This window comes from Sphingobium sp. TomTYG46 (assembly GCF_055396345.1).
This window is the reverse complement of record NZ_AP027325.1, coordinates 636,734-657,075: the sequence shown is the minus strand read 5'-3', so window position 1 is coordinate 657,075 and position 20,342 is coordinate 636,734. Positions and strand designations below refer to the sequence as shown.

12 protein-coding genes are annotated in these 20,342 nt (G+C 64.3%); 7 read left to right on the top strand and 5 right to left on the bottom strand.

Features of this window, described 5'->3' with window-relative positions; genetic code table 11:
• Nucleotides 1-46 precede the first annotated feature (46 nt).
• From ACZ5YV_RS16260 to ACZ5YV_RS16245, 4 genes are all read left to right on the top strand, one after another.
• Nucleotides 47-1,441 (top strand): multiheme c-type cytochrome, encoded by a 1,395-nt coding sequence (locus tag ACZ5YV_RS16260; protein ID WP_464789421.1) that lies wholly within the window; start codon nucleotides 47-49, stop codon nucleotides 1,439-1,441.
• 47 nt (nucleotides 1,442-1,488) lie between these two features.
• Nucleotides 1,489-3,411 (top strand): heme-binding protein, encoded by a 1,923-nt coding sequence (locus ACZ5YV_RS16255; RefSeq protein ID WP_464789924.1) that lies wholly within the window; start codon nucleotides 1,489-1,491, stop codon nucleotides 3,409-3,411.
• A 2-nt stretch (nucleotides 3,412-3,413) separates the two neighbouring features.
• Nucleotides 3,414-5,252 carry a hypothetical protein gene (locus ACZ5YV_RS16250; RefSeq protein ID WP_464789420.1) on the top strand — a complete coding sequence of 613 codons (1,839 nt, stop codon included), beginning with the start codon at nucleotides 3,414-3,416 and terminating at the stop codon, nucleotides 5,250-5,252.
• Between the two features lie 107 nt (nucleotides 5,253-5,359).
• Nucleotides 5,360-9,319: an LVIVD repeat-containing protein gene (locus tag ACZ5YV_RS16245; RefSeq protein ID WP_464789419.1), complete on the top strand. Its 3,960-nt coding sequence runs from the start codon at nucleotides 5,360-5,362 to the stop codon at nucleotides 9,317-9,319.
• 425 nt (nucleotides 9,320-9,744) lie between these two features.
• Here the strand turns inward: ACZ5YV_RS16245 and ACZ5YV_RS16240 are convergent, their stop codons facing one another.
• From ACZ5YV_RS16240 to ACZ5YV_RS16220, 5 genes are all read right to left on the bottom strand, one after another.
• Nucleotides 9,745-10,329 (bottom strand): hypothetical protein, encoded by a 585-nt coding sequence (locus ACZ5YV_RS16240; protein ID WP_464789418.1) that lies wholly within the window; start codon nucleotides 10,327-10,329, stop codon nucleotides 9,745-9,747.
• 117 nt (nucleotides 10,330-10,446) lie between these two features.
• Nucleotides 10,447-11,295, bottom strand: coding sequence for a metallophosphoesterase (locus ACZ5YV_RS16235; RefSeq protein WP_464789417.1), 849 nt, complete (start codon nucleotides 11,293-11,295; stop codon nucleotides 10,447-10,449).
• A gap of 5 nt (nucleotides 11,296-11,300) precedes the next feature.
• On the bottom strand, nucleotides 11,301-13,094 hold the full coding sequence (locus ACZ5YV_RS16230; protein WP_464789416.1) for a cytochrome c3 family protein: 1,794 nt from the start codon (nucleotides 13,092-13,094) through the stop codon (nucleotides 11,301-11,303).
• 8 nt (nucleotides 13,095-13,102) lie between these two features.
• Nucleotides 13,103-13,978, bottom strand: a complete 876-nt coding sequence (locus tag ACZ5YV_RS16225; RefSeq protein WP_464789415.1) for a hypothetical protein — start codon at nucleotides 13,976-13,978, stop codon at nucleotides 13,103-13,105.
• A 145-nt stretch (nucleotides 13,979-14,123) separates the two neighbouring features.
• Nucleotides 14,124-16,637 (bottom strand): cyclic nucleotide-binding domain-containing protein, encoded by a 2,514-nt coding sequence (locus ACZ5YV_RS16220; RefSeq protein ID WP_464789923.1) that lies wholly within the window; start codon nucleotides 16,635-16,637, stop codon nucleotides 14,124-14,126.
• Nucleotides 16,638-16,783: 146 nt separating this feature from the next.
• Here ACZ5YV_RS16220 and ACZ5YV_RS16215 point away from each other — a divergent pair, with 146 nt between their 5' ends.
• From ACZ5YV_RS16215 to ACZ5YV_RS16205, 3 genes are all read left to right on the top strand, one after another.
• Nucleotides 16,784-17,731, top strand: a complete 948-nt coding sequence (locus tag ACZ5YV_RS16215; protein ID WP_464789414.1) for a tetratricopeptide repeat protein — start codon at nucleotides 16,784-16,786, stop codon at nucleotides 17,729-17,731.
• A 206-nt stretch (nucleotides 17,732-17,937) separates the two neighbouring features.
• Nucleotides 17,938-19,635 carry a ShlB/FhaC/HecB family hemolysin secretion/activation protein gene (locus tag ACZ5YV_RS16210; RefSeq protein ID WP_464789413.1) on the top strand — a complete coding sequence of 566 codons (1,698 nt, stop codon included), beginning with the start codon at nucleotides 17,938-17,940 and terminating at the stop codon, nucleotides 19,633-19,635.
• A gap of 36 nt (nucleotides 19,636-19,671) precedes the next feature.
• Complete coding sequence (locus ACZ5YV_RS16205) at nucleotides 19,672-20,232, top strand: 2OG-Fe(II) oxygenase (RefSeq protein ID WP_464789412.1); 561 nt, start codon at nucleotides 19,672-19,674, stop codon at nucleotides 20,230-20,232.
• Nucleotides 20,233-20,342: the final 110 nt, after the last annotated feature.

The window sequence follows — 20,342 nt, the reverse complement described above, 5'->3', positions numbered from 1 at the left end:
GCGGGGCGGACGCGGCTAGAGCGGTCGCGCGCAAGGGGGCGTGTGAATGGGGGGCTTCAGGAGCTACGGAGTAAGCAGGCGGGCGGCTGGCATGGTGGTGCTGGGCGCGGCGATGCTGCTCGTGCTGCTGCTGTGCGCCTTGCCGGGAGGCGGCGGGGGGGCGGCTGATGCGGCGCCAGTGACGCGCGGCTTCACGGGCGTTGCTTCCTGCGCGGGTTCGACATGCCACGGCCGGATGGAAGGCGATGGCAAGGTCGTGCGCCAGGATGAACTGATGCGCTGGCAGGAGCCTTCGACGTCCGGTGGCGCGCACAGCCGTGCCTTTGCGGTGCTTAGCGGTACGCGCGGGCGGCAGATCGCGGCGACGCTGGGACTGGGCGATGCGGCGGCCGCGCCTGCGTGCCTGGGGTGCCATTCGACTCCGGCGGCGGTCAAAGGTGCGCGCTTTCTGGCGCAGGATGGCGTCGGGTGCGAGGCTTGCCATGGCGCGGCGGGCGGTTGGATCGCGTCGCACTATGCTGTCGGGGCGAGCCACGCGTCGAACGTCGCGGCTGGGATGATGCCGCTGGACCGGCCGCAGGCGCGCGCTTCGGTGTGCCTCGATTGCCATTTCGGGAGCGAGCGGCCGGGGCAGTTTGTCGATCATCGCATGATGGCGGCGGGGCATCCGCGCGTCTCGTTCGAGCTGGACCTGTTTTCGTCGATGCAAGCGCATCATGACGAGGATGCCGACTATGCGCGGCGCAAGGGGCGGACGGACAGCCTGAAATTCTGGGCCGTCGGGCAGGCGATGGCGGTGGAGCGGGCGTTGACGCTATATGCCAGCGCGAAGGGAAGCGAGGGGGCTTTCCCGGAATTCTACTTCTTCGATTGCCAGAGCTGCCACCGGCGCATCTATGACCAGGCGGAGCGGAGCAAGACGTGGGAAGCGAACCCCGGACGGCCTATCCCGGCGGGCATGCCGCCCTTCAATGACGAGAATATGATCATGCTGTCGGCGGCCGCGAAGGTGATTGCGCCGGGCGCCGGGGCGCGGTTCGATGCCGACAGCAAGGCGTTCCATGCCGCCATCGCGCGGGATCGGGGCGCGGCGGTTGCGGCGGCTGGCAAGCTGGCGGCGAGCGCGGGGGCGCTAGCCAATGGCTTTGCGGGTGCGCGGACGAGCGGGGACATGGCCTTTGCGATCGTAAGCGAGATTGCGGGCGGGGCGATCAGCCCGCGCTTTACCGATTATGAAGGGTCGGTGCAGGCGGTGATGGCGATCGATACGCTGCTCAACTCCATGGTGAAGTCGGGGCGCGTGACGGTGGGCGCAGCGGCAGGCATCCGCGCGGACGTCAATCGCGCCTACGGAGCTGTCAAGGAGCCCAACAGCTACCAACCCCCCGCTTTCCGCAGCGCGTTGGGCAGCGCGGCGCGTAGTATCGGAGCATTGCGGTGAGCGGATTGCGGCACAGATTAAGCGCGTTCGCGGCGCTGTCGGCACTGATGCTGGCGTCCTGCGGCGGCGGCGGCGGTAGTAGCGGTGGAAGCGGGGGATCGCCCACTCCAACGCCGACGCCAGCGCGGCTTTATGCCGATCCGGTGCAGGAGGCGCTGAGCGTTGCCGATGTGGAGACTGTCGTCGCGCATGCGGCGGCGGAGGCGCAGGCGCGCAGCTTGCCTGCCGTGATCGCGGTGACGGATCGGGTCGGCAATGTGCTGGCGGTGTTTCGCATGAACGGCGCGCGGGCGAGCGCAACCACCAGCGCCGCGCCTAACGGCCAGAATATTGACGCGCAGAATCTGACCGTTCCGGCCGAGGCTGGCGCGATCAGCAAGGCGATCACCGGGGCCTATCTGTCGAGCGGCGGCAATGCCTTTTCGACGCGCACGGCGAGCATGATCGTGCAGGAGCATTTTCCGCCCGCGCCGAATACGGTGGGTCTGGAAAGCGGCCCGCTGTTCGGGGTGCAGTTCAGCCAGCTGCCCTGCTCGGACCTGTCGGCGCGCTACATGTCGTCGGGCGCGCAGGCGATGATCGGGCCGAAGCGGTCGCCGCTGGGGCTGGCTGCTGATCCGGGAGGTTTCCCGCTTTACAAGAATGGCGTTGTCGTTGGCGGCGTCGGGGTAATGGCGGACGGGGTCTATGGATCAGACCCGAACGTCACCGACACGGACAATGATCCGGAAGAATATATTGCGCTGGCCGGGACGCTGGGCTTTGAAGCGCCCGACAGCGTGCGCGCCAACCGCATCTTCGTGGACGGCACGTCGCTGCGCTATTCGGATGCGGCCTATTCGGGACTGATGGCGAGCGGGACGGCGAGCTTCGCCGCCATCAACGGCAGCGCCGGGGCGCTGGTGGCGGTGCGCGGCTATTATGGCGATCCCGCGCCGATGGTGCTGGCGGGCGTCGCCTATGGCAGCGAGCTTTCGGGCGTGCGGGCTTCGCGCGTGGCGGAGTTTGCCAATCGCGACGCCTTCGTGCTGACCGACGGGTCGGGGAATAACCGCTTCCCGATCCGCGCGGCGACTGATGCGGGCGATGTCGCGCAACCCCTGAGTGCCGCCGAGGTGACGGCGGTGCTGGAGGAAGCGTTCGCCATCATGAGCCGGGCGCGGGCGCAGATCAGGCAGCCGCTCGACAGCCGCGCGCAGGTGACGATCAGCGTCGTTGATACGCGTGGGCAGCCGCTGGGAATCGTGCGGTCGCCCGACGCGCCGATCTTCGGCACGGATGTGAGCTTGCAAAAGGCGCGGACGGCGGCTTTCTTCTCCGGCAGCCATGCTGCGCCGGATTTGCTGGCGAGCAGCAGCGCGGACGTGGCGGCCTTTGTGGGCAAGGCGCGCACCTTCCTCAACGATCCTTCGGCGCTGACGGGCACCCATGCCTTTACCGACCGGGCAAATGGCAATCTGTCGCGGCCCTATTTTCCCGATGGCGAGGTGGGGCGGCCCAATGGGCCATTCTCCCGCCCGATCGCGCAGTTCAATCCCTTCTCCACCGGCTTGCAATCCGCGTTGGTGGTGGGTGATCTGGCCGCGCATCTGGCTTTCGTTACGGGCGCGAGTGCGACCGATGTGCCGCAGCGATGTTCGGCCGTCACCGGCGTGGGCGTGGGCAATCGCATCCAGAATGGCGTCCAGATATTTCCCGGTTCCGTGCCCATTTATCGCGGCAATGTTCTGGTCGGCGCGATCGGCGTGTCGGGCGACGGCATCGATCAGGATGACATGATCAGCTTCCTGGGCGCCCATAATGGCGGGCAACGGGTCGGGAGCATCGGCAATGCGCCCGCTGCGATCCGGGCGGATCGGATCGTCGTCGGTCTGGCCGACGGCAAGTCGGTTCGGTTGCGCTATGTTCAGTGCCCCGTGGCTCCGTTTCTTGGCAGCAGCAGCAATGCAGCTTGTCCGGTGGTGCAATAGCAGTGGGGCTTGCCGTCTTCCTGCCGCTCTTTGCGCTGGCGCAGCCGGGCGAGCCCGTGCCGCCGCCTCCGCCCGACAATTGGGAAGAGATATTGAACGCGCCCGAGGCTGGCGCAGACGAGCAGTCGATCGAGGGACGGCGGCGTCCCGGCTATGAAGCGCCACTGCCCGAGGCGGTGACGCAGAATAATGAGGGCGCGGTGCGTGCCCCGCCGCCCGAGGCCTTCCCGGTCGATCAGGTGCCGATCCCCGACCGCTGGCGGCTGATTGAATCGCTGGGCGTGGTGAAGGAACGCTGGTTTGATCCTTATGGCCAGAACACGCTGAAGGGCGACCGGCCGATTGATCGCGAGAAGGTCAAGTGGCTGCCGATCAAGGGTGACGACTGGTTCTTCGTCGCCAATGCGGTGAGCGATACCGTGATCGAGCCGCGCACTTTTCCCATTCCGGTGGGCGTGCAGACGACCGAGCGGCCCGCCAGCATCGATGTGTTCGGCAAGGACGCGAGCTATGTGCTGAGCCAGACCTTCATCGGCGGCGTGGCGCTGATCAAGGGATCAACCGCGTTCAAGCCGCCGGAGATCGAATATCGGCTGACGCTGGCCTATAATATCAACCATGTGAATGTGCCCGAACGACGGGTGCTGTTTGTTGAGCCTTCCAAGCCCTCGCACCGCACCGATCATTTTCTGGGCGTGCAGGAGCTGTTCGTCGATTATCACCTGGCGAACACGTCGGATCGCTACGACTTTCGATCGATCCGCGTCGGCATTCAGCCTTTCCAGTCGGACTTTCGCGGTTTCCTGTTCAACGATCAGCAACTGGGCATCCGGCTGTTTGGCAATCGCGACAATAACCGTTTTCAGTTCAACCTCGCGGCCTTCTGGCGGCTGGAGAAGGACACGAACTCGGGCCTCAATAGCGTGGTGCAGTCGCCGCGACGGGATTGGGTGTTTCTGGCGAACCTGTATCGGCAGGATTTCCTGATCCCCGGCCTCACCAGCCAGATCACCGCCGTCTATAATATGAACCGCGAGGCCGGGCGGATCGAGGTGGACGATAATGGCTTCCCGGTGCGCCCTGCTTTGCTCGGCGATCTGCGCGGGCGGGATTATGATGTCGTGTATCTGGGCTATAATGCCGATGGGCGGGTTGGCCGGATCAACCTGACTGCCTCTGTTTACGGGGCGTTGGGGGAGGATCGGAACAGTTTCTTTACGTCGCAGCCTGCGCAGATCAGGGCGTTCTTTGCCGCTGCCGAGGCGAGCATCGACAAGGATTGGATGCGCTTCCGGCTGTCGGGGCTTTATGCGAGCGGCGACGGCGACCCGCATGACAATCGTGAAACCGGGTTCGATGCGATCTTTGAAAATCCTGTCTTTGCGGGCGCGGATACGAGCTACTGGATCAGGCAGACCATTCCCTTTGCGGGCGGCGGGCGCGTTATCGGGATCAATGGCCGCAACGGCATATTGAACTCGCTGCGGTCCTCGAAGGAGCAGGGGCAGTCGAATTTCAACAATCCTGGCACGATGCTGCTGGGCGCGGGGGCGGATTTCGATCTGCTGCCGGAATTGCGGCTGTCGGCCAATGCCAATCATCTGTGGTTCCAGAACGCGGCGACTTTGCAGGCGCTGCGCAACGAGGGGAGCATTCCCAAGTCGATCGGATGGGACCTGTCCACCGCCGCGATCTGGCGGCCGCATGCGACGCAGAATATCGTGTTCCGCTTGTCGGGCGCGACCCTGCTGCCGGGCGCGGGTTTTCGCGACCTTTTCACCAATAGCGAGCGCAACCGGAATTACTATTCCGTGCTCGGCAACCTGATCCTGAGTTATTGATGCGTTTGCTGGCTTCCCTCCTTTTGGCGCCTCGTGTTCCTGCGAAGGCAGGAACCCAGCTCCAGCGTTTCAGCTGGGCTCCTGCCTTCGCAGGAGCACGGCGGAACATGGCATCGATAGGGCTCTTGTTGCTGGCTGCCCTGCTTATTCCCGTGGCCATCCTCCACGCCTCGGACGCGGAAAAGCCGGTCGAGCGCCATTATCCCGCGACACCCCCCGCGCCAATGAGCCAGACCACCGATCAGGTCGCGGCCAAGTCGGACGGCTGCTACAGCTGCCACACCAAGACGGACGAGCCGTCGATGCACGCCACCCCGGCGGTAATGCTGGGCTGCGTGGATTGCCACGGCGGCGACGCGACGGTGCGCGGCGATCCTGCCCATGGCTTCGAAGATCCCGCCTATGTCGCGGCGCGCGACAAGGCGCATGTCCTGCCGCGCTATCCGGGAAGCTGGCATTATCCGTCCTCGGCAAACCCCAAGCGGACCTACGCCCTGCTCAACCGCGAAGCGCCGGAGTTCGTGCGCTTCGTGAACCCCAGCGACTATCGCGTGGCGCGGGAGGCTTGCGGGTCGTGCCATATGCAGACGATCGAGGCGGCAGAGCGCTCGCTGATGGCGTCGGGCGCGATGCTGTGGGGCGGGGCGGCCTATAATAACGGAATCGTGCCGTATAAAAATTACATCTTCGGCGAGGCGTATACCAAGGATGGCAAGCCCGCGAAGATCGTGTCGCCCGGATCGCCGCCGGGCACGCTGACGGCGGAGCAGAAGGCGCGCGGCGCGCTGGCCGAACTCTATCCGCTACCCAACTGGCAGGTGACGCCGCCGGGCGATGTGTTCCGCGTGTTCGAGCGCGGCGGCCGCAATATCGCGACGCAGTTTGCGGAGATCGGCCTGCCCAATCCCACCGGCGCCATCCAGCGGCTCGAAGAACCGGGGCGGCCTGACCTCAAGCAATCGAGCCGGGGGCCGGGGACGGGCTTGCGCGTGGCGATCCCGGTGCTGAACCTGCACAAGACGCGCCTCAACGACCCCTATATGTGGTTCATGGGGACCAATGATCAGCCGGGCGACTATCGCCATTCAGGCTGTTCGGGCTGCCATGTCGTCTACGCCAACGACCGCGAGCCGCGCCATAGCCTGACCTATGCGCAATATGGGCGCGACGGGCAGACGGCCACGGTCGATCCGACCATCGCGAACAAGATGGAACATGGCGCTCTGAAGGGCGCCCATGACGACACGCCCGATCATCCCATCGGCGCCGTCAAGGAAAGCGGGCATCCGATCCGCCACGCTTTCACTCGGGCCATCCCCACTGCGCAGTGCATGAATTGCCACATGCACCAGCCCAATATCTTCCTGAACAGCTATCTCGGCTACACCATGTGGGACTATGAATCCGACGCAGCCCTGATGTGGCCGGAGAAGCAGAAATATCCCGACGCCGCTGAAGTCCACCAGACGCTGGAGCGCAATCCGGAAGGGGCTGGGCCGAAGGGCAAATGGGCGGACCTCGATTTCCTGCGCAACGTCTATGACCTCAATGACAGGGCGAAGGATACGCAATTCGCCGACTATCACGGCCATGGCTGGAACTTCCGCGGCGTATTCAAGCGCGACCGCGAGGGCAATCTGCTCGACGCGGATGGAAAGGTCGTGTCGAACGACGATCCGGAGAAATGGCGGAAGAAGGGCGAAGGCAAATTCGTCCAGCCCGGCGTCAATCCGGGCAAGTCCGTCCACCTCATGGACATCCATGCCGAAAAGGGCCTGCAATGCGCCGACTGCCATTTCGCGCAGGACAGCCACGGCAACGGCTTCATCTATGGCGAAGTCGCGAACGCGATCGAGATCGGGTGTAAGGATTGCCACGGCACGGCGGACGCCTATCCGACGCTGCTGACTTCGGGACCGGCCGCGCCGCCAAAGGGCACGAACCTGGCGCTGCTGCGCAACCCGGACGGCAAGCGCCGCTTCGAATGGTTCTATGATGCGAGCGGGCGGCGCAAGCTGATCCAGCGGTCGATCGTGGACCCTAGCCTTGAGTGGGAGGTGAGCCTCGTCAAGGACAGCGTCGATCCCGCCAATCCGCACTTCAATGCGAAAGCGGCGCGCGCGAAGCTGATGAGCAAGTCGGGCGCGGAGGATGGCAGCTTCGCTTTCGGTCCCGGCGTCGCAAAGGCAGACCGGGCGCATGGCGATGACTCCATGGCCTGCTTCACCTGTCACCTCAGCTGGACGACGAGCTGCGGCGGGTGCCATCTCCCGATCGAGGCGAACTGGAAAACCTCGCTCCACCATTATGATGGCGAGGAGACGCGCAACTTCGCCACCTACAACCCGCAGGTCGCGCGCGACGAGATGTTCCAGCTCGGCAAGCATATGACGACCAAGGGGAATGAGACGGCCCCGGTCAGATCGACGTCCGCGCTGGTGCTGTCATCGACCAACATCAACCGCGAGCGCATCTATATCCAGCAGCCGCCGATTTCGGGCATCGGCTTTTCGTCACAGGCGTTCGCGCCGCACTTCCCGCATACGGTGCGAAAGACCGAGACGAAGACTTGCTCCGATTGCCACCTGTCGGCGAAGGACGATAACAACGCGATCATGTCGCAGCTGATGTTGCTCGGCACGAACTTCGTGAACTTCGTCGGCCTCAATGCCTGGACCGGGCTTGAAGGCGGGTTCGAAGCGATCCGCGTCACCGAATGGGACGAGCCGCAGGCGGTGATCGGCAGCTATCTCCAGAAATATGCCTATCCCGATTATTGGAAGCTGCACGTCGAACAGAATGGCCGCGAGCTGAAGAATTGGGTGCGTGGGCGAACCTTCGACAAAAAGGCGTCGGGCGAGACGCGCCCGGTCGAAGAATTCCGCAATGTCGTGAAGGGCACCGCTGATCGCGTCGGCTGCCTTCAACTGCGCGGCGAATATATGTATGTGGCGGAGGGCAAGGGCGGTTTCCGCGCCTATGACGTCGCGTCGATCGCCAACAAGGGCTTTTCCGAACCAATCGTCAGCGGACCATTCTCGAAGCTCGGCCATAATACAGGCGTGGCGTCAAAAAATGCGACCTGCATGGCGCTGCCGACCAATCAGCCGATCAACCCGCTGCGCAGCACCAAGGAATTGCGCGAGATCAATCAGGAACAGCCGTTCCTGCCGATCTACAGCTATGCGGCGGTGACCGACAGCGTCGAGGGGCTGATCATGGTCAATATCGAGACCATGGCCGACGGCGAATTCCGCAACAATTTCCTGAAGCGCGCCGTCACCTGGAACCCGGACGGTGTATTGACCGGCGCGCGACATATCCAGCTGGCCGGGCAAATCGCCTATATCACGGCCGATGTGGGGTTGGTGGTCGTGGACCTCAGCGACCCGCTCCACCCACGCCTTGCCGCCGTCCGGCCGATGAAGGATGCGCGGGCGAGCGCGATCCAGTTTCGCTACCTCTGGGTCACCGACGCCGACGGGCTGAAACTGTTCGATGTGACGAAGCTCACCGATCCGGTGGCCATACCATCCGCGACCGTGCCGCTGAAGGACGCGCGCCGCATCTATCTGGCGCGCACCTATGCCTATGTCGCGGCAAAGGCCGAGGGGCTGGCGATCGTCAACATCACCAATCCGCTCCGGCCGTCCGTCTACGCCAAGGAAACGTTCGGCGGGCAGATGACGGATGTGGAGGATGTCATCGTCGGCACCACCAACGCCTCGCTCTTCGCCTATGTCGCGGACGGCCGGAACGGCATGAAGGTGATCCAGTTGACCAGCCCGGCGAGCCAGCCCAATTTCTACGGCTTCTCCCCCGCGCCCAAGCCCGAACTGATCGCCTGGGCGCGCACGCCCACGCCTGCGGTGGCGCTGTCCAAGGGGCTGGACCGCGACCGCGCGGTGGATGAGACGGGCGGGCAGATCGCCGTATTCGGACGACTGGGATCGCGGCCCTTCACCCGGCCGGAGATGGAATGGCTGTTCCTGAACGGGAAGGGTGTGCCGTACAAGGTCAACGACGATGTGGATATGAAGGCGTGGCGACCGCCTTTGCTACGGTGAGGGAAGAATGCGGTCGCGTTGGCCGTTGAAGAGGGGCGTTGGCTGCACGATCTGTGGGCCAGCCTGACCATGGACCGCCACATCGCTTTCGGCACCTAAGAGGTAAAGAGCGATCCCCACAGTTTCCAGCCTACGCCCAGGGTAAGGCCGATCAGCGCGGTGACGATGAGCACATCGAGCACTGACAGATCATCGTCGTTCCGAGCCATTCGCTGCTCTCCTGCTGCCGCCGATCGTGGTGCCGACGATGGCAGCGCGCAACCTATCATGTTTCGGGAGCGAAATGCGATGGGGACGATGGAGTAGGGCGAGGGTTGTTTTAATGTTTTGCTTTCGCAGGAGATGACAGGCTGAGCGTTTGCTAACGACCAACTGTTGCCGCTGTTGAGCCGCTGCCCGAAACCAGACATGGGAGCCAATTCCATCTATTTTCGGCGGGCGTCCAAAATGCTCCGAATGGTTTGAGCCTCACCGCTTTCGGCGTCGTAGATGAAAGCGCTTGAGCAGGGCGCCTGTAGAAGAGTCAAAGCGTTAGGGTCGGGACTAGGCAAGATTGTCGCGCTTGGACCGAGCAAGGGAGGGCTAGCTGAGTTGGGCCGACGCAGCGCGATCAGATAGCGCCCTGCGGCCATCTGGTCCGGTTCCCCAAATGTCGAGTTATCCCATGTGACCGATATTTTGTTCGACGCTTGGCCGACAAGAACCTGTTCTACCTGAATGTCGAACCGCGCGTAATCAGACAGCAAGCCTTGCCTGGGGTCTTCATAGGTCATGCGCCTTTGCGCGGGCAGACTGGGCAATGCGAGCATCCGCTTGCGGAACGCCTCGTCGCGGATGATCCGATAGTTGTCTACGCGACCGATCACCACGACATCGGCATAACTTACGTCCTCGAATTTTGGAGAAACGAACGTCCGACAGGCGTGGGCTGAACCGGGAAAAGCCGCCACCGTTGCCGCCGCTGCGGCAATCCAGCACAAAATTGATCCATGTCCCTTGGAATGCCGCATCGGCGTCAGCCTATCGATAGTAGTTGCGGTCGGAGAGTAGAGCTGCACAGTTTAACGGCTGCTTTCCATCCCCAAATTTCCAAAACCGGAATGGCAATTTACCACCCAACGGAGCCATCACCCCGGCCGCTCATCCATCAGCATGCGGACCAGCGGCTGCATGCCGGTGTCGAACTTGGCCAGCGCGACATGATCGCCCGCCGTATCAAAATGGGTGACAAGGCCATGCTCCGTCCAGCGGTGGAGCGCATAGGCGGGCGCGTCGGCGATGATCATCGGCCGGTTGTCCGGGGCGTCCGGGTCCATCGGACGCAGGTCGAGCGCCAGTTGCGGCGCCGTTGAAGAGCAGATGGCGACAGTGGTGCCCTGCCACGGCGCGGTTATGGTGCGGTGGAGGTGACCGCAGAGCAGGGCGGCGATGTTGGGGCGATTTGCGATGGCGGCGGCGAAGCGCTGGACCCAGGGTTCGTCCGGGTGGGTGTTCATCCATTCAATCCCGGCTTCGACCGGGGGATGATGCAGGACGATGAGGGTGGGCGTTTCGGCGTCCTCGTCGAGGCGAGCGGTTAGCCACTCCGCGCGGGCTTCGCAGAAGGCGCCGCCGTGGCGGCCCGGCTCCAGCGTGTCGAGGATCAGGATGCGGCGGTTTTCCAGCGGGATGGCGTAGTGGACGAAGCCGTCCTGCTGCGGGATGTGGGGGAAATGCTGCGCGAAATTGGCGCGGTCGTCATGATTGCCCATGGCGGGCCAGACCGGGAAGGGGCATTGCGCAAAGGCTTCCGCAAGGGCGCGGTAGCTTTCGGTGTCGCCCCGTTCGGTCAGATCCCCGGTCGCCAGCAGCAGGTCCGGGCGGTTGGGGCCGTCGATCAGAGCGCGCAGGACCTGATCGAGCCGCTGGCGGTTAAGCTCGGCCGGATTGCCGGGGTCAAAGCCGAGATGAATGTCGGTGATCTGGGCGATCAACATGGTCTTTAGCTCCCCCTTACGCGCCGTGGCCTGTCCGCCTGATCCCGTCTGACGGCGCGATCGGCGGGCGTCCAGGGCGCGCCGTCGCCGACATGGTAGCTGTGGCACATGGCGCAGCCGGACGGCACGTCGGCCTTCGCCCTCTCACCGCCATGACAGGTGCGGCAGCTGTCGATGCCGGGCAGCAGCAATTGGCGCGCGTCATGGCTTTTGGGCGCCGCGTGGCAGCTTTCGCAAGTCTCGGTCGCGTGCGCCTTATGATCGAACCAGCCCTTCATCATGTAGCGCATGGGCTGGTGGACGGAGGTGACCTGCCAGCTTGTCCCGCCGCCCGTGACGATGTGGCAGTCATAGCAGGCGCCGCCCTTGGAAAAGACCGCGCGGATGGCGTCGTCGGCGCGGGAGGGTCGAGCGGCCGCCGCGCCGAAATAGGCGTGATAGACGCGGCCCTGCGCATAGTCGCCGGGGCGGCGTCTTGCCATGCCGCCGAGCGAGAGCGGCGCGGCGGGCGCGGTGGAGCGATAATAGGCGCGAAGGTCCGCGATCACCTGATCGGGCTGGCCGTGGCGCAGGGTGCGGACGGTGCCGCCGATCGTCTCGAAGGCGAGGCTGTGGCAGGACTGGCAATCACGCTCCATATCGACGGGCAGGAAGCGCACGCCGTCGGCGGTCGGCCGGTGACAATCCTTGCAGGCGAGCGCGTCGCCATAGCCCGATTGCGGCCTAAGCGTGCGGGCCATACGGGCGACGCCGCCGGTCTTCGACAGATGAACGTCGTGCGGGAATTTCAGGCCGCTGTCGTCCATCGGTTTCGCGTCGAGGCTGGCGCGGGTGAAGCTGGGGTGCTTGCCCGGATTATATTGGACGAGCGCGGTGAATTGCGGATGATCCGTGCCAAAATCGCTGGCGTTGGCGAGCTTGCTGTCCTTCAGCCGATCCTTCAGGCTGCCGTGGCAGTCGGTGCAAAAGGCTTGGGGCGCGGGTTGCATCGGCCCTGCGCCTTCATGTTCGCGGTGGCAATCGACGCAGGCCCCTTCGGGTGGCTTGCCAAAGGTCGTGGCGACGAGGTTCAGAAACTTGCCGCCGATGCCCGGCTCCGCGCGCGCCATGGCGATGCGCGCGGCGGGGGCGTGATCGTGGACGGATTTGTGGCATGTCTGGCAGGCGGTATCGCGGACGGACACGAACGCCTTTTGGTGACAGGTCTCGCACTTGCCTTCGAGGGCGTGGTGGGCCTGGCTCAACGGGCCGGAGGACCAGGCGCCATCGCCCTTCACGCTGTAGATGTTGCGCATGTCGTCGGCCGGACGGGTGGCGTAGCTGTAGATCGGCACGACGAGGAAGCCGATGAGGATGGCCAGCACGAGGCCCCAGGCGGTCAGGCGCTTGGGCGGGGCGAGGCGGGCGAGGGAGAAGACGCGGGCCTCCTCCTTTTCCTCCGACGCTTGCGACACGGCGTCGACCCGGCGGATGGACAGGATGGTCGCGTCGTCCTCGCGCGAAACCGTGATGCGGTGGCCGCCGAAGCGCAGTTCCGCGCCCTTGCTGGTGTCGATGTCCGCTTGCCGTGTGGTGCGGCCTTCGACATCGAAGCCCAGCGTGCCGGTGGCGCGGACGCGGATAGTGCGCGCGTCGATCTGCTCGATCCGCGCGTGATCGGGTTCGAGCGCGAGGTCGGGAAGGTGAATGTCGCTGCTTGACGCACGACCGAGGACAAGCTGCGGCTTTGCCAGCGTCGCGCTGCGGACGATCTCGCGACCGTCTGCGGTGAGGCTGATCTGGCGGACTGTGAAGCTCATCTGCGCGCTCACCAGTAGAAGAAGACGCTGACGATATGCGCGGTCAGCGCGGCCAGCAGGGCGAAGGTGGCGGGCACATGGACGTAGAGCCAGATCTCCAGCAGCGCCTTTAAGCGAAGGTGGCGGCGGAGGCGGGCGAGCATCGCCTGCTTGCGTTCGAGCAGGGCATCGACCTTTTCCAAGGGTTCCTTGCCCGTATCCGGATGGTCGCCGGTCCAATAGCGCAGCGACGCCTGAGCCGCGGCGGTGGCGCAACGGGGATAGCGGCCCGACAGGCGCGCGATCAGGCTGCCGCCGAAGGGATCGTCATTAAGGGACTGGCGGACCAGGCCGGCCTGTTGGTGAGGCAGGGGCTGGGCCGCGTCATGCAATTGACGGTCGATGGCGCGGATCGCTTCCAGCATCTGCACCTGCGTCATTTCCGCCCGGTTGTTGCTGAGCGCGGTGGGGAGCGTCGCATAGACGATGATGCCGAACAGGCCGGAAAGGATCACCAGCATCATCAGCAGATAGGCGAGGGTATGGACGTTCCACCCAAGCTGGAAGCCGGTGTGCAGCGTGCCGATGACGATCAGGCTCAAACCCAGATAGACATGGGCGCTCGTCCACGCCTTCAGCGACCAGCGGCCGCGCGTCATCGCCCGCTTGCGCAGGCCGAGCAGCGTGAGCCAGAGGATCAGCAGAACGCCGATGGTGCCCAGCGTGTAGCCGTACCAGCTACCGCCATTATGATGGGGCGTGACGTCCACGAGCAGATAGCTGGCGATGGCGAGCAGGCAGAGAACGCAAGCGATCTTCAGCCAGCGGAAGTTCGCGTGGCGCAGGAAGCCGTCATGGAGGGTTTCGCCTTTGACGCGGCGGGTGGAGGTAGCGCGTGTGGCCATCAGAGGGCGACCACTTTGGTTTGGAGCGTGAGATGAACCAGTGCTCCTGCGAAGGCAGGAGCCCAGCAGCGAGGTTCGAACTGGGCTCCTGCCTTCGCAGCAGCACGCCATGTCTCGATCAAAAAGGGACAAGCCTCAGCCATGCTCAATTAGCCTGCCCATCAAGGCGGGCGACGGTCAGAAAATCCTCCGGCGACACGCGAATGGCGGCACCCGTCGGGCAGGCGCGCACGCAAGCCGGGCCGCCATCAATGCCCGAACACATGTCGCACTTGATCGCCTTCTTGGGCTTCTCGACCCCCGGTTCGGCATGTTTGTAGCGCCATTTCTTGGACGGCTCGCCCGGCCCCGGCCCAGCGCCGAAAAACATCCAGCTTAGCAGGCCCGGCTTCTTGGGCGGCACGCTGTCCATGCGGATCACGCCATAGGGGCAGTTGCGCTGGCAATTGCCGCATCCGATGCAGGTCTCATCGATGAACACTTCGCCGTCCGGGCCGCGATGGATGGCGTTGGGCGGGCAGTCGGCCATGCAGTGCGGATGCTCGCAATGGCGGCAGCTCGTCGGCACATGCAGATGTGCATAGGTGCGCCCCGCCTCCCGGTCGAGCCGCGACAAGCCCTCATGGCTGTCGGCGCATGCCTTTTCGCAATTGTCGCAGCCGACGCAAAGATGCTCGTCGATCAGCAGCACGTCGGTCGCCTCGCCGATGCCGTTATCGACCAGGAATTTCGCCGTCTCAGAATACATATCGACGACGGTGGAAAAGCTATCCTTGCGGCTTTCGATGAAGGCGTTGACGTCCTGCCGCGCCGCCATGTCGCGGCGCGCGCGCTCCAGCAGGGCGGGCTTGGCCGCCATCAGACGGGCGAAGGCGTCGCCGTTCAGCTTGATGACTTCGGATTTCACGGTGGCCTTGACCGTGGCGGTACGCGGCCCGCCCGCGATCAGCGCCATTTCGCCGACATAGGACCCGGCGGGAAGATAGGAGAGGAAGACTTGTCTGCCGCCGATCTTTTTCTCCACGATCATCGATCCGACGCGGATCACATAGATGTCGTTGCCCAGATCGCCTTCGGTCAGGATCGCTTCGCCCGCCTTGACGGTCTTGATCTCGGCGCTGTCGAGCACTTCACTAAGGTCGGCGGGCGTCAGCCCCGCGCCAAACATCTGGAGCAATTGCCGCTCGGTCGAGATGCGCGTGATCGCGCGCTTGGCGGGCGGGTTGGAGGACATGAGCTTGAGCGCCGCCGTCCGCGACACCTCCACCATGATCGAGTCCGTCCCCGCGCGCACCGTCGAACCACGGCGGCGGCCGGAAATCAGACCGACTTCACCGAAGATGCTACCCGCGTCGATGGGCACATTGGTGCCGGAAGCGACCTCCACCAGCGCCTGACCCCCAGCGATGCCGAACAGCGAGGAGCCGGGATCATGCTTCTCGAAGATCACCTCGCCCGCGCGATAGGCGCGCACCTCGCTGTCCAGCATGAACTCGCGCATCTGAAGGGGGGACAGCCCCTCCAGGATCGACACATTGGTCCGTAGATATTCCAGCCATTCCGCGACGCCCTTCTGCCCCGGCAGCGCGGCGAATTTGGCGGCGAGTATCGGTTCGTCCGCAGGCTTCAGATCGCGATTGCCGTTGATATATTCGACAACGTCATAGCCCTGGTTCATGCAGTGCTTGATCAGCGGATAGCCCGCCAGCGCGCCGATCACGAAGATGCCGGGCGCAGTGCTTTCAAACACCGGCGACAGCTTCGGGAAGGCCAGCCGATCATTGCTGGCAAATTCGACGCCGCAGCTTTCGACGAAGGCGCGCGGCGGTGCCGAACCCATGCGGGCGATGATGCGGTCGCATGGCACCTTCACCTCGCCATCGCGGCTGTCGAGCGTGATGAAGCCCGGCTCGATCTTCGCCGTGGTCGATTCCGTCATGATCGACAGGCGCCCAGCCTCCGCCGCAGCCATCAGCGCCTTGACGTTGGCGGGCTTTGCGCTGGCGAACTCCGTTCCCCGGTTCAGGATGGTGACGACATTCCCCTGAGCCTCGTCAGCGGCAAGGCCCATGGCATTCTCAATGCCCGCGTCCCCCGTGCCGACGACGAAGATATGTTCGTCATTATAATCGGCCGGGTCGTCCAGCTGATATTGCACATGCGGTAAATCCGCGCCCGGAACGCGCATCAGGTTGGGATTGCCCTGCGTCCCGATCGCCATGATCACCGCGTCTGCAATGATTTCCCGCCCGTCGGTCAACGTCAGCCGATAGGGCGGAGCGAGCCGCTGGATCTCCTTCGTCTCGCTGGAGCCGTCCCGCTTGCGCTCCACGATCTTCTGGACCGACCCGGCAATGGGATCGCCCGTCCCGGTCATCGCCTTCACCTCTGCATTATAGGCGACGTTCAGGCCCAACCCGTCGGCCTGCTCGTTCCAGCGGCCAAGGATCGCCTCGCGCTTGCCCGCATCGAAATCGCAATCGGACCGCAGCACGAGCTGGCTGGGCGTCGCCATCACATGCTTGCCCTTCTGATATTTGAAGATCGTGTCGGACAGATGGTCCGTCTTTTCGATCAGAAGGTGGGAAATTCCCAGCTGCGCCGCGCGCGCGGCCGCGCTCATCCCCGCCGGTCCCGACCCGACGATCGCGATACGCACGCGCTCAGTCACTTGATTGCCCCCCTCTTGCGAGATCACCCGCAGCCCCGGCGATGCCCCTGCCGGTTTATGGTGCGCGGATCAAGTCTTTGGGCACTCTATCAATTCCGCTGCGTCACGCTAGAGAGCAGTTGAGATTATCGGGGATGGTGCAAGTGACGAAGCTGAGCGTGGGGCGCATGGCTCTCATCGGAGCGGCCGGGCTGGCGATTGTGTCGGTCGGCTATAATGTCTGGCGCGACCGGCCGGGAAAGGCAGAGGCGGCATCCGCGTCGGCCCCCTTCGCGGCGGCGGGCCAGCAGCCCACCGATCCGGAAAGCGTCATCCGTGGTTTGCAGGAGCGTGTGGGCGCCAATCCCAATGACGCGGAAGGCTGGCAGATGCTCGGCTGGGCCTATTTCGAAAACGGCCGCCACGCCGACGCGGCGCGGGCTTATCGCCATGCGGTGAAGCTGGCCCCGAACAATGCGACCTTCTGGTCATCGCTCGGCGAAGCGGTGGTGATGGCAAGCGAGCATGACCCGATGCCCCGGGAAGCGGCAGACGCTTTCGACAAGGCGGTAAAGCTCGACCCCAAGGAGCCACGCGCGCGCTATTTTCAGGCAGTGCGCAAGGACCTGGCCAAGGATCATGACGGCGCGATCCGCGACTGGCTGGCCCTGCTCGCCGACACGCCGCCCGGCGCGCCATGGGAAGCGGACCTGCGCCGCACGATCGAACAGGTTGGCAAGATCAACGGCATCGACGTGAAGGATCGCCTGGCCGCAGTAAAGCCCACCGCGCCACATCCGCCGATCGGCTCGGTAGCAACAGCGGCAATCCCGGGTCCTAGCCGGGAGCAGATGCAGTCGGCGTCGCAGCTTCCCAAGGGCCAGCAGGACGCGATGATAGAGGGCATGGTGTCAGGGCTGGAGGCCAAGCTCAAAGCCAATCCCGGCAATGTCGATGGCTGGATCATGCTGATGCGCAGCCGCATGACGCTCGGCGAAACGGCCAAGGCGCAGGCGGTGTATGAGGCAGCGCGCAAGGCCAATCCGGGGCAGGCCGCAAGGCTGAAGGACGAGGCGCGACTGTTGGGCGTGCCCGGAATCTGATCCCTTCCTATCACGTCATCCCTGCTTCCGCCGGGATGACGGAAGTTGATTATCGCGCTCCACCTCTGCGACGATCCCACCAATCTGGTGACAATCGCCACTTGTCCGGGTGAACAATTGGCGGAAATGCACCAAATCGGTTCCACTTCCGGGGCAAATCGCAAAGACATTGCTCTAGGCCCTGATGCTGGCAGGCGCCATTTTCCATGGCGCGGGGCGGCATGGGGCAAATGGGTTTCGACAGGGCAATCAACGGGCTGAAGGCGGTTGTGGCGGCGGTGGCGCTCGTCACAATGACCGCTCCCGCAGCGGCGCAGATCGCCGGGCCGGGAGAGGGTGCGTCTGCGCCAGTGATCGACCGGGACAGGGCCGATCGGGTTGCGCCGGGCCTTGCGCCTGCCCCTTCCGTGACCGTCGCTACGCCCGCTCCGGCGGTTGGATCGGTGGGCAATTCGGCCGAGAGCGTCCGGCTGGCGCGGGTGCATTATATGGGAGGCTCGCTGCCCGCGCCGCTGCTGGACAAGGCGGTGGCTCCGTTGATCGGACGGCCATTGACGCGTGAGACATTGCAGGCGGCGGCGAAGGCGGTAAGCGATGCCTACGCCCGCAGCGACATCGCCTTTTATGCCGTATCCATCCCGGCGCAGGTGCCCGCAGGAGGACAACTGATCGTCAAGATCGTCGAAGGACGGGTGAAGGAATATCGGCTGGCGGGCGTTTCCCCCAGCATGCCGATCCGTCTGATCGAAGCGCAGATGCGGCGGCTGAAGCGCGATACTCCGCTGCGCAAGGCGACGCTGGAACGCGCGCTGGGCCTGCTACGCGACATACCGGGCCAAAGCGTCGAGGCGCGGGTGCGTCAGGGCGGCGGCGAAGGCGATCTGATCCTGGACCTGATCGTCAAACGGGAGCAGGTGCAGATCGGCATCCTGATCGATAATAGCGCCGTCAGCAACATGATCGACGGCGTTCAGGCGCAATTGTCCGTCACGGCCAATGGGCTGTTGCGCGAAGGCGACAGTAGCCGGATCGCGGGCTATTTGCCCTTTTATCCGGAGCGCTATCAATATTATTCCCTGAGCCATTCGACCCCGATCGGCAGCAACGGCACGACCCTGTCCGCCAACATCGCCCATATGAAAAGCCGCGTGCGCGACCGGCCGATCGAAGGGGAAGCGACGCTGGCGGGAGTGGCGATCAGCCACGCGCTAGTCCGCTCCAACAAGACCAACCTGACCGTCAACGCCTCGATCGACGGGATCGACAGCAGCAATTATTTCCTCGATGTCCGGTTTGGCGACTATAAATCGCGGGCGGTGCGGCTGGGTGCATCCTGGTCGCATTCCGACCAGCAGCAGGGGCAGGCCCTGTCAGCGGTCGTCAGTCGGGGCGTGGGCCTATTGGGCGCGCGGGCCTTTACCGGCTTTTCGGAGAAGATTTTCACCAAGGTCAATGTGCAGGCGGTGGCCGTGCGCAGCTTGTCCAAACGCGTCGCCCTGAAACTCAATGCGAAGGCGCAATATTCCCGCGACAGGCTGCCCGTGACAGAGCGCTTTTCGCTAGGCGGCAGCGGGGCTGGCATGGCGTTCCCGGTGGGGATCAGGACCGCCGAACAGGCCATCGCGGGCGGCGCTGAACTCAGCTGGACCCCTGCACGCGCGGGGATTTTGCAAAAGGCGACGCTCTTCACCTATGCCGATGGCGCGGTCGCGCATGCGGTGGCCCGTCCTCATTACCGCCTGCCTGCCGAGAATGTCTCGCTCGCATCGGCTGGCGGCGGCGTGCGCATCGGTATCGGCAGCAAATGGCGGGCGAGCGCGGAGCTGGCGGTGCCGATCAAGCGCGCCGCCAGCGCAGATTCGCGCCGGGCGCGCTTCTTCTTCGGGATTGGGCGCGCCTTCTGACCCCGTTTTGCGTGTACGCAAAGGAAGGCTGAGATCATGAATAATGTATGGGAAGTGTGGCCGTCGGCCCTGACGGCTGCCGAATGCGACGCCATCGTCAAGCGGGCGGATTTTTATGCCGACCAGTCCGCGACGGTCGGCTTTGCGGACAGCAGCCGCGACGATCAGGCGTATCGGTCTTCGATCATCCGCTGGTTCGATCCATTGCGTGAAAAGGACATCGTCGATCGGGTGATGCAATTTGTCGAAGCATCCAATCGAACCAACTTCGGCGTGGACATCGTCGCGCCCTATGAAGTGCAGTTCACCGAATATCACGCCACCCAGCAGGGCAAATATGACTGGCATCAGGATGTGTGGCTGGAATCAGGCCGCCCGTTCGACCGCAAGCTGTCGGTCGTGGTGCAACTGTCGGAGCCCGAGGAGTATGAAGGCGGCACGTTCGAATTCTTCTGCGTCGCGCAACCCGGCGCGACATTCGCGGCGCGGGGAAGCCTGCTGATCTTTCCGTCCTTCCTGCAACATCGGGTGCTGCCGGTGACGGCGGGCGTGCGGCGGAGCTTGGTGACCTGGATCGAAGGGCCACGCTGGCGTTAGTGCATGATCATGTTTGAGTGATCGTCACCCCGGACTTGATCCGGGGTCCCGCTTCTTTTCTGACATTGCTTAGGCAGCGGGACCCCGGGTCGAGCCCGGGGTGACGGAAA

Excerpts from the sequence above, each read along its gene's own strand:
- ACZ5YV_RS16260 (WP_464789421.1), top strand. The coding sequence starts at position 47 with ATGGGGGGCTTCAGGAGCTACGGAGTAAGCAGGCGGGCGGCTGGCATG.
- ACZ5YV_RS16210 (WP_464789413.1), top strand. The coding sequence starts at position 17,938 with ATGGCGCGGGGCGGCATGGGGCAAATGGGTTTCGACAGGGCAATCAAC.
- ACZ5YV_RS16235 (WP_464789417.1), bottom strand. The coding sequence starts at position 11,295 with ATGTTGATCGCCCAGATCACCGACATTCATCTCGGCTTTGACCCCGGC.
- ACZ5YV_RS16205 (WP_464789412.1), top strand. The coding sequence starts at position 19,672 with ATGAATAATGTATGGGAAGTGTGGCCGTCGGCCCTGACGGCTGCCGAA.
- ACZ5YV_RS16255 (WP_464789924.1), top strand. The coding sequence starts at position 1,489 with ATGCTGGCGTCCTGCGGCGGCGGCGGCGGTAGTAGCGGTGGAAGCGGG.
- ACZ5YV_RS16225 (WP_464789415.1), bottom strand. The coding sequence starts at position 13,978 with ATGGCCACACGCGCTACCTCCACCCGCCGCGTCAAAGGCGAAACCCTC.
- ACZ5YV_RS16245 (WP_464789419.1), top strand. The coding sequence starts at position 5,360 with ATGGCATCGATAGGGCTCTTGTTGCTGGCTGCCCTGCTTATTCCCGTG.
- ACZ5YV_RS16230 (WP_464789416.1), bottom strand. The coding sequence starts at position 13,094 with ATGAGCTTCACAGTCCGCCAGATCAGCCTCACCGCAGACGGTCGCGAG.
- ACZ5YV_RS16215 (WP_464789414.1), top strand. The coding sequence starts at position 16,784 with ATGGTGCAAGTGACGAAGCTGAGCGTGGGGCGCATGGCTCTCATCGGA.
- ACZ5YV_RS16240 (WP_464789418.1), bottom strand. The coding sequence starts at position 10,329 with ATGCGGCATTCCAAGGGACATGGATCAATTTTGTGCTGGATTGCCGCA.